The organism is Pedomonas sp. (assembly GCF_036515995.1).
Taxonomy (GTDB): domain Bacteria; phylum Pseudomonadota; class Alphaproteobacteria; order Sphingomonadales; family Sphingomonadaceae; genus Pedomonas.
Map to the genome: position 1 here is coordinate 23,972 of NZ_DATBUP010000079.1, position 8,167 is coordinate 32,138.

9 protein-coding genes are annotated in these 8,167 nt (G+C 64.9%); 2 read left to right on the top strand and 7 right to left on the bottom strand.

The window, feature by feature from the left end:
- Positions 1-25: 25 nt before the first annotated feature.
- From VIG90_RS06455 to VIG90_RS06470, 4 genes are all read right to left on the bottom strand, one after another.
- On the bottom strand, positions 26-727 hold the full coding sequence (locus tag VIG90_RS06455) for a haloacid dehalogenase type II (protein ID WP_331592662.1): 702 nt from the start codon (positions 725-727) through the stop codon (positions 26-28).
- Entirely contained in the window at positions 724-1,323 is a 600-nt protein-coding gene (locus VIG90_RS06460) for a GNAT family N-acetyltransferase (RefSeq protein ID WP_331592663.1), read from the bottom strand. Before VIG90_RS06460 ends, VIG90_RS06455 begins: the two co-directional genes overlap by 4 nt.
- A gap of 131 nt (positions 1,324-1,454) precedes the next feature.
- Positions 1,455-2,378, bottom strand: a complete 924-nt coding sequence (gene cysK / locus VIG90_RS06465) for a cysteine synthase A (protein ID WP_331592664.1) — start codon at positions 2,376-2,378, stop codon at positions 1,455-1,457.
- 142 nt (positions 2,379-2,520) lie between these two features.
- Positions 2,521-3,795 carry an MFS transporter gene (locus tag VIG90_RS06470; RefSeq protein WP_331592665.1) on the bottom strand — a complete coding sequence of 425 codons (1,275 nt, stop codon included), beginning with the start codon at positions 3,793-3,795 and terminating at the stop codon, positions 2,521-2,523.
- A 356-nt stretch (positions 3,796-4,151) separates the two neighbouring features.
- On the opposite strand from VIG90_RS06470, the gene VIG90_RS06475 reads away from it, so the two are divergent.
- Positions 4,152-5,021 (top strand): TIGR00730 family Rossman fold protein, encoded by an 870-nt coding sequence (locus VIG90_RS06475; RefSeq protein WP_331592666.1) that lies wholly within the window; start codon positions 4,152-4,154, stop codon positions 5,019-5,021.
- A 77-nt stretch (positions 5,022-5,098) separates the two neighbouring features.
- Here the strand turns inward: VIG90_RS06475 and VIG90_RS06480 are convergent, their stop codons facing one another.
- Together VIG90_RS06480 and VIG90_RS06485 are read right to left on the bottom strand one after the other, a co-directional pair.
- Positions 5,099-5,815, bottom strand: a complete 717-nt coding sequence (locus tag VIG90_RS06480) for a GntR family transcriptional regulator (protein WP_331592667.1) — start codon at positions 5,813-5,815, stop codon at positions 5,099-5,101.
- 153 nt (positions 5,816-5,968) lie between these two features.
- Positions 5,969-6,505, bottom strand: a complete 537-nt coding sequence (locus tag VIG90_RS06485) for an NUDIX hydrolase (RefSeq protein WP_331592668.1) — start codon at positions 6,503-6,505, stop codon at positions 5,969-5,971.
- Positions 6,506-6,602: 97 nt separating this feature from the next.
- Between VIG90_RS06485 and VIG90_RS06490 the strand changes: the two genes are divergently transcribed.
- Positions 6,603-7,553, top strand: a complete 951-nt coding sequence (locus VIG90_RS06490; protein ID WP_331592669.1) for an isopenicillin N synthase family dioxygenase — start codon at positions 6,603-6,605, stop codon at positions 7,551-7,553.
- Between the two features lie 45 nt (positions 7,554-7,598).
- Here the strand turns inward: VIG90_RS06490 and VIG90_RS06495 are convergent, their stop codons facing one another.
- Positions 7,599-8,105, bottom strand: coding sequence for a PRC-barrel domain-containing protein (locus VIG90_RS06495; protein ID WP_331592670.1), 507 nt, complete (start codon positions 8,103-8,105; stop codon positions 7,599-7,601).
- Positions 8,106-8,167: the final 62 nt, after the last annotated feature.

Consider the following 8,167-nt stretch of genomic DNA (forward strand, 5'->3'; position numbering starts at 1 on the left):
TGTGTTGCAGACGGCGGGATTGCCCTCAGTGCGTGGTGACGACGCGGGCGGCGAGGTCGGTGAGGGTTTCAAAGCGCAGATTGAAGTGGGGCAGGGGCTTGGGCAGGCGGGCCGCGCCGGGGCGTCCGCTGGTGCGGTCTATCCAGACGGTCTTCAGGCCTGCCGCCTGCGCCGGGCCGTGGTCATGATACAGCGACTGGGCGATGTGGATGACCTGATGGGGCTCGATGCCGCGCGCTGAAAGCTGGGCCAGCAGGAAATCGAAATTCCGGGGGTTGGGCTTGTAGGAGCCGATCTGCTCGGCGGTGAAGACGCCGTCGAACGGCACTTCCAGCTGCTTGAGCGACCCGGTGATGCTGGCTTCGTCCACATTGGAGAGGATGAATAGCTGGAAGCGGCTCTTGAGGCGGCGCAGGGCGGGCACGGTATCGGGGAAGGGCGGCCACTGGCTTACGGTTTCGGCGAAGCTGGTGGCGGCGTCATCGTCAACGGGAAGGCCCAGTTCGCGAGCCATCTGGCGGTGCACCTCGGCGACGACCTGCCGGTAGGGCCAGCTGGGGTGGGCATGTTCCAGGTCCGGCTCCACCGCGCCGAAGCCCGCCAGCACCTTGGCCGTGCCGAAGCGGCTGACCCATGGGGCGAGGGCTTCCAGAATACCACGTTCCCAGTCGATCAACGTGCCGTAGCAGTCAAAGCTGAGAGCGCGGACTTGGGACCAATCGATCATGCGGCCTCTCCGATCAGGGGAACATGCGGGGCGACATCCTCTGGCAACAGTCCGCTCAGGCGCGGATCTGGCGCGATCTCGACCTTGCGGGCGTAGGCGCGAAAGCCGTGCTTCCGGTAGAACGCAAGGGCATTGGGGTGGTCGAGGCTGCACGTGTGCAGCCACACCCGCCGCGGTTTCTTCGCCCACGCGAGCGCCAGTGCCTGCGACATCAGCCACGAGCCCGCCCCCTTGCCGGTGAGTTGGGGCGCGAGGCCGAAAAAGCCGATCTCCACCTCTCCTTCGACGGAGAAGTCCAGCTCCAGAAGGCCCACGTCCTGCTTGCGCAGCTGCACGGTGTAGAGCGCAACGCCGGGCGCGGTGAGCTTTGCCCGCAGGGCGTCATCGTCCAGCATCAGGCGGCTGAACCACAGCCACGGGCCGCCGACAGCGCGGAACAGGGCGCGGTACTGCTCGAGATCTGGGTTCGTCACCGGAACCAGCTGTAACGGAACGAGCGCGGAGCCCGGCTTTGGCCGGGGCCGTTCGGTCATTTCCAGATAGGTGACGACGCTGGCAACAGAGCCAGCCGGGACATCGATAAGCTCGACCATCATGACCACAGGAACTGAAAAACGGACTGACTTGGTCCTGTTGTGCCGCAAGCCGGACAAATGGAAAAGGGGGCGTTGCCGCCCCCTTGCCGATTAATTCACAAACGTTGCGTGTTTTCCGCGTCGCCGCGGGGTCATTCCTCGGTCGGAAGGAAGTCCGGAACGGAGAGGTAGCGCTCGCCGGTGTCATAGTTGAAACCGAGGACGCGGCTGCCTGCCGGGGCTTCGGCCAGCTTCTGGGCGATGGCGGCGAGGGTCGCGCCGGAGGAGATGCCGACGAGGATACCTTCCTCGCGCGCGGCGCGGCGGGCCATTTCACGGGCGTCTTCCGCTTCCACCTGAATGACGCCGTCCAGCAGGCGGGTGTCCATGATGGCGGGTACGAAGCCTGCGCCGATTCCCTGAATCGGGTGCGGGCCGGGCTGGCCGCCGGAGAGCACCGGAGACTGGGTGGGCTCGACCGCGAACACCTGCAGGTTCGGCCACTTCTGCTTCAGCACCTTGGCAACGCCGGTGATGTGCCCGCCGGTGCCGACGCCGGTGATGAGATAATCCAGCCCTTCGGGGAAGTCTGCGAGGATTTCCTGCGCGGAGGTCTGCTCATGCACCGTCACGTTGGCCGGGTTCTCGAACTGCTGGGGCATCCAGGCGCCGGGGGTCTCGCTGACGATCTGGCTCGCCTTCTCGACCGCGCCCTTCATGCCCTTCTCGCGCGGGGTCAGCACGAAGGACGCGCCATAGGCCAGCATGAGGCGGCGGCGCTCGACGGACATGCTGTCCGGCATGACGAGGACCAGCTTGTAGCCCTTCACGGCGGCGACCATGGCAAGACCGATGCCGGTGTTGCCGGAGGTGGGCTCGACGATCACGCCGCCGGGCTTCAGCGCGCCGGAGCGCTCCGCATCTTCCACCATGGCCAGCGCGATACGGTCCTTGATCGAACCGCCTGGGTTCGATCGCTCGGACTTCACCCACACTTCATGGGTGTCGCCGAAGAGGCGATTGATGCGGATGTGCGGCGTATTGCCGATGGTATCGAGAATGCTGGTCGCTTTCATCAATGCCTCCGAAAATGTCGATCAGTTGAGTCGAGTAACAAGATAGAGGGTGGCGGCCTCAGGCCAAGCGAAAATTTCTTGTACCAGATGAGGGATCAGCTTGGGCTGGCCGCGCTGCCTTCCGGCCGGCCCGCCTGCTGCCTTACCCCTCGGGAGGCACGAGCTTATTGGCCTTGCGCAGATCTGGGAAGGCCCAAGCCCATAACACCGTGACGAGAATGGTAGCAAATCCGCCCACGACCACGGCCGGAACCGCGCCGAGCAGCCGGGCCATGACGCCGGCGTAGAACTCGCCCAGCTCGTTGGAGGCGCTAACGAACAGGGTACCGACGGAGGAAACGCGGCCGCGCATGTCATCGGGCGTGTAGAGCTGGAGAAGGGACTGACGCACGTAGACGCTGATCATGTCCGCCGCCCCCATGACCGCCAGCATCGCCAGCGACAGGGAGAAGGAGCGGGACAGGCCGAAGACGACGATGCAGACGCCGAACAGGGCAACGCTGGCGAACATCCAGACGCCGACGTTGTTCCGCAGCCAGCCGCGGGTGAGGATCAGCGCCACGAGGGCCGCGCCCACGGCCGGGGCGGCGCGCAGGTTGCCCAGTCCCTCCGGGCCGACCATCAACACGTCACGCGCATATACCGGTAGCATGGCGATGGCCGAACTGAGCAGCACCGCGAACAGGTCGAGCGAGATCGCGCCCAGCAGGATGGGGTTGGTGCGGATGTAGCGCAGTCCCTCGATGATGGATTTCCACGGCCGCGCCTTGGGGGCGATGGTGCGTGCCACGGGCCGGATGCAGAACATGCAGACAAGGGCGAGGCAGAGCATCACGAGGCAGGTGCCGAACACCCAGTGCGGCCCGAGCGCCATCAGGTAGCCGCAGGCGGCAGGGCCGCCGACCGCCGCCGTCTGCCACGCGATGGAGTTCCAGGCGATGGCCGAGGGCAGGATCTCGCGCGGGACGAGGTTGGGGGCCAGCGCCTGAAGCGACGGGCCCATGAACGCCCGCCCGACGCCCATGAGCGTTGCCGAGACGAAAACCGGCCAGATGCTGTCCATGCCGGAGAGGGCGTGGCCGAACAGCCATGCGGCGGAGATGATTTCGACCGTGAGCGCGCCGCGGGCGACCCAGCGCCGGTCCACCCGGTCGGAGATGTAACCGGCGAACAGGGTGCACCCGGCCAGCGCCACGAACTGCACGAGGCCGACGAGGCCAAGGTAGAGCGAGGCTTCCTGGATGGTGTGGGTGCGCCGGGCGATCTCATAGACCACCCACCCGACGCCGACGACGGTCATGAGGCTGGAGAAGCTGCCGAGGAACCGGGCGGCCCAGAAGAAGCGGTAATCCCGGTAACCGAACGCCGTCTTTGGCTGTGCGCCAGCGGCGGGTACATCATTGGATGCGGAAGACATAGGGCCTGCCTATGGCAGCAGGCCCGGGGGAAGTCGAGGAGATTGCTGCCCGCATTTCCGTGACGGCCTGTTTCGCATCTGGCAACGCTCTGTACGGGCAGTGGCACGCAGCGCTGATATGGGCCATGATAGGTTAATGGCTCAGGTTCGCCGGTTTCAGGATCGGCTGAGCTTTGGCCATTCCCGTGCGTTTCTTCGCGGGCCACCGGATGGTGGCCGCAGGGAAATGCGATGGATCAGGACACAGGAGCGCCGACCTGCCTCACGCAGGCCGGAACAGTCCCCATGTCCGTTATTGCACTGCTTCCTCCTCAGGGAAGCCGCGCGTTTGATGAGTTCGATAAACGATGGATGACATGACCGCTGACGTTAACCCACCAAGTCGAGTTTTCCCGACGGCAACCGAAGACGCTGTCATTGCGGAGAAGGTCGAGGGCACGCCCCAGACCAACCACCCCACCTATCGTCTTGCCATTGCGGACATGGATTTCCTCCTTCGGGAAGAGTTGCGTCCGCTCCGCTTCCAGCTGGAAATGCTGAAGCCGGAGCTGATCCTGAAGGAGCACAACATCGCCTCGACCGTGGTGTTCTACGGCTCCGCCCGCGTTCCCGAGCCGCAGGAGGCAAAGGCCCTGCTGGCAGCGGCCAAGACGCCGCACGAGAAGCAGGTGGCCGAGCGCCTGTACGAGAAGTCCCACTACTACGACGAGGCCCGCAAGCTGGCCTATCGCTTCTCCACCATGCCGCAGGACCCGGAAGGCGAGCGTCATTACGTGGTGTGCTCCGGCGGCGGCCCGAGCTTCATGGAAGCGGCCAACCGCGGCGCGCATGACGCCGGTGCGCCGACAATCGGGCTGAACATCGTGCTGCCGCACGAGCAGTACCCGAACGAGTATGTGACGCCCTCGCTCAGCTTCCAGTTCCACTACTTCGCGCTGCGCAAGATGCACTTCCTGATGCGGGCACGGGCGCTGGTGGTGTTCCCGGGCGGCTTCGGCACGTTCGACGAGCTGTTCGAGGCGCTGACCCTGATCCAGACCGGCAAGATGAAGCCCATTCCGGTGCTGCTGTTCGGCCAGAAGTTCTGGAACCGGGTGGTGAACTTCGAGGCGCTGGCGGAAGAGGGCACCATCTCCCCGCGCGATCTGGAGCTGTTCCGGTTCGTCGAGACGGCGGACGAGGCCTGGGACGTGCTGCACGAATGCTGGGGCCTGCCGGCCGAATAAGCGGCTGGTCCCTACACCCTGCGGTCAAGACGGGGTCTGGCGCTTGCCGGCCCCCTTTAGCCGTGCCCTTCGGCTGTTCAGCCCAGTCTTGCCGGCAGCTCTGCCTCGTAGGCGAAGCTGTGGCCGGGGTGCAGGTGCGTGGCGATGGCCAGCGGCTCTCCCTCCGGCGTGCAGCAGAGGTAGGTGATGCGCAGGCACGGCGACAGGGCGGCGATGTTCAGGAGGCGCGCCTCGGTCTGCACCGGCGTGACGGACTGGATCCGCATCCTGACCGGGCCGAGCGTCTGGCCCAGAGCGCCGATCTGCTCCCAGACCGGCCGTGAGCCGGGCTGAAGCTGCTCCGCGATGCTCCTGAGCGACGTGTCGAGATAATATTCGACGAGCCCCGACGGTGCGCCAGATGCGGAGGCAATAACCGCCGATTTGACCAGCCACCGGCTGCCGGGCGTGCAGCCAAGGCGCTGCGCCAGGCGATCATCGGCCACCAGCGTGGTGGAGCCGCCGAAGCGCCCTGCTGCCAGTTGTTCCGCATCGGCTGCCAGCCCTTGCTCAACCTCGGCCGGTTGAGAGGATGCCCGCTCGTGCTGGATCAGCGTGCCCGCGCCGCGGCGGCGGGCGATCAGCCCCTCCACCTGCAACTGGCGCAGCGCCTCGCGAATGGTGAAGCGGCTGACCTGATAATGAGAGCAGAGCTTCTCTTCGGTTGGCAGATATGTGCCAGCGGTGAATTCCTGCTCTCGAATGCGGGAGCGCAGGTCATCGGCGATTTTTTGGTAGAGCGGCTGCCCTGCCAATCCCGACAATCCTGTCGTTTTGGCCAATGTTTCGCCCATTGCCACCGACACCGTCTCGTTATTAATCTAGACAGACTAGATTCTTTTATGCTGTTTTCCAACCCATTTTGAAACGGTGTTGCAGCGAGACGGTGCGGGGGCGGTAAAACGGCCTCAGTCCAGGGGATCGACGGCCCCGCGTGCGATGCCCAAAGCGCCGAAAACCTTGATGTCGATGGTCGCGCCGCGCTTGCGCTGCTCGGCCAGCCACTGCTCGATGGTGTCCAGCGGCACGACGTGTACCGTGATGTTTTCGTGGGACGTGCCGCCACCCTGGCCGACACGGGAGAGGCGGGTGGCGAGATACATGTGCACGGTCTCAGGTGTCATGCCGGCCGAGGAGGCGCCTTCGTAGAGCCACTTCCATTCCCTGGCGCAGAAGCCGGTTTCTTCTTCCAGTTCACGCTGGGCCGCCACCAGCATGTCTTCCTCTGCGTCATCCTCATCGCCGACGAGGCCGGCCGGCAGCTCGATGCACGGGCCGTCGATGGCGGCGCGCCATTGCTCCACCAGGACGAGGGCGTTGTCGTCAGTCACCGGGATGATGCCGACAACGCCGCTTCCCTTGTTGCGGATGGCGAACTCCCAGCCGTCTTCCCGCACCAGTTCCAGATACTTGCCCGTGCCCAAGATTTCCCGTTCCCGCACCATGGCTCGCATACTCCTTTCTCGCATTCGGGCCAGATCAACAGGCCAATGCCAACTTGGCAGTGACGGCACTGGCCCGTGGATGTTAAACGCTCACGCTATGTCTAGCGCAATTCCACCCGTCAGTTATCGTCTGCATCAGACCGATCCGGCTGCCTTTGCCGAGGCTCTGGGCAAGTCCTACGCCCGGTACGGTTTTGCCGTAGTGGCGGACCATGACCTGCCGCAGGACATGATCGAGGCGACGCTCGGCCGGTTCAAAACCTTCTTCAGCTGGCCGGAGGCGCAGAAGCGCCGCTATCACCAGCCCGGACTGGGCGGCGCGCGTGGCTACACGCCTTTCGGCATCGAGACGGCCAAGGGCGCCCGGACCCATGACCTGAAGGAGTTCTGGCACACCGGGCGGGACCTGCCTGCCGGGCACGCCTATGGTGCCTGGATGCCGGAGAACGTGTGGGTTGGAGAGATCGACGGCTTCGAGGCGCACGTGCGCGCGCTGTACGCGGCGCTGGACGACTTCGGGCGGCGGATGCTGCGGGCGATCGCGCATTACCTCGGCCTTGCCGCGGACTTCTTCGAGGGCAAGGTGGATAGGGGCAACAGCCTCCTGCGCGTGCTGCATTACCCGCCCGTCCCGCCGGAGGTGGCCACGCAATCGGCTGGTGCGGTGCGTGCCGCCGCGCATGAGGACATCAACGTCATCACGCTGTTGCTGGGGGCGGAGGAAGGCGGGCTGGAAATCCTGACGAAGGACGGGCAGTGGCTGCCGGTCAACCCGCCGCCGGGCTGCATCGTCGTCAACATCGGGGACATGCTGCAGCGGATGACCAATCACACCCTGCCGTCAACGACGCACCGGGTGGTCAATCCGCCGGCGGAGCGCGCAGGCCATGCCCGCTACTCCATGCCGTTTTTCCTGCACTTCAACCCGGATGTGGTGATCGAGCCGCTGCCCGGCTGCGTGACGGCAGACAATCCGAGCCGCTACCCTGAGCCGATCACGGCGCAGGGGTATCTGGAAGAGCGGCTGCGGGAGATCCGGCTGCTGTAGGACAGCCGGATCTCCGGATCAGCCGAGGGACTCAGTCAGACTGGATCAGTCCTTGTCCCAGCTGGGCAGGGCCTTCAGCTGGTCAACGGTCAGCTTGGTGCGGAACTGGCCGTTCTGGACGGTCAGATGCTCCAGCGGAATGAGCACTTCCTTCTCGCCCATGCCGAGGAAGCCACCGACTTCGGCGGTCACGCCGACGATCTCGCCGGTATTGTTGGCGATCACTTCCTCAACCTCGCCGACGCGCTTGCCGTTGGCATCGGTGATGACGGCGTCTTCCATCTGGCGCACGGTCATGTTGCCGGGGCCGAGCAGGGGCTCGTTGTCGTCCACCTCGCGCAGATAGCTGCCGGTCATAACCTTGGTGCTGCCCTGCTGCTGGGCCTGCGTCGGCTGGCCGCTAACCTCGCGCTTGATGGTTTCGGTCACGTCGCGCACGACATTGCTGGACCCCGGAGAGGTCTGGGTTGTCGTCTGCGTGGTGCTCTGGGCGGAAGCAGGAACAATGCCCGCAAGAACAATGAGCGGGGCCAAAATAAGGGGGGTTTTCATAGCTCACCTCGGTAAAATTGAAAAAATTTCCAAGTTCTGAACGAGTTGCCCAAGCAGTTCGT

Coding starts and splice junctions, on each gene's coding strand:
- cysK (WP_331592664.1), bottom strand. CDS start 2,378: ATGAAAGCGACCAGCATTCTCGATACCATCGGCAATACGCCGCACATC.
- VIG90_RS06455 (WP_331592662.1), bottom strand. CDS start 727: ATGATCGATTGGTCCCAAGTCCGCGCTCTCAGCTTTGACTGCTACGGC.
- VIG90_RS06475 (WP_331592666.1), top strand. CDS start 4,152: ATGACCGCTGACGTTAACCCACCAAGTCGAGTTTTCCCGACGGCAACC.
- VIG90_RS06460 (WP_331592663.1), bottom strand. CDS start 1,323: ATGATGGTCGAGCTTATCGATGTCCCGGCTGGCTCTGTTGCCAGCGTC.
- VIG90_RS06470 (WP_331592665.1), bottom strand. CDS start 3,795: ATGTCTTCCGCATCCAATGATGTACCCGCCGCTGGCGCACAGCCAAAG.
- VIG90_RS06495 (WP_331592670.1), bottom strand. CDS start 8,105: ATGAAAACCCCCCTTATTTTGGCCCCGCTCATTGTTCTTGCGGGCATT.
- VIG90_RS06485 (WP_331592668.1), bottom strand. CDS start 6,505: ATGGTGCGGGAACGGGAAATCTTGGGCACGGGCAAGTATCTGGAACTG.
- VIG90_RS06490 (WP_331592669.1), top strand. CDS start 6,603: ATGTCTAGCGCAATTCCACCCGTCAGTTATCGTCTGCATCAGACCGAT.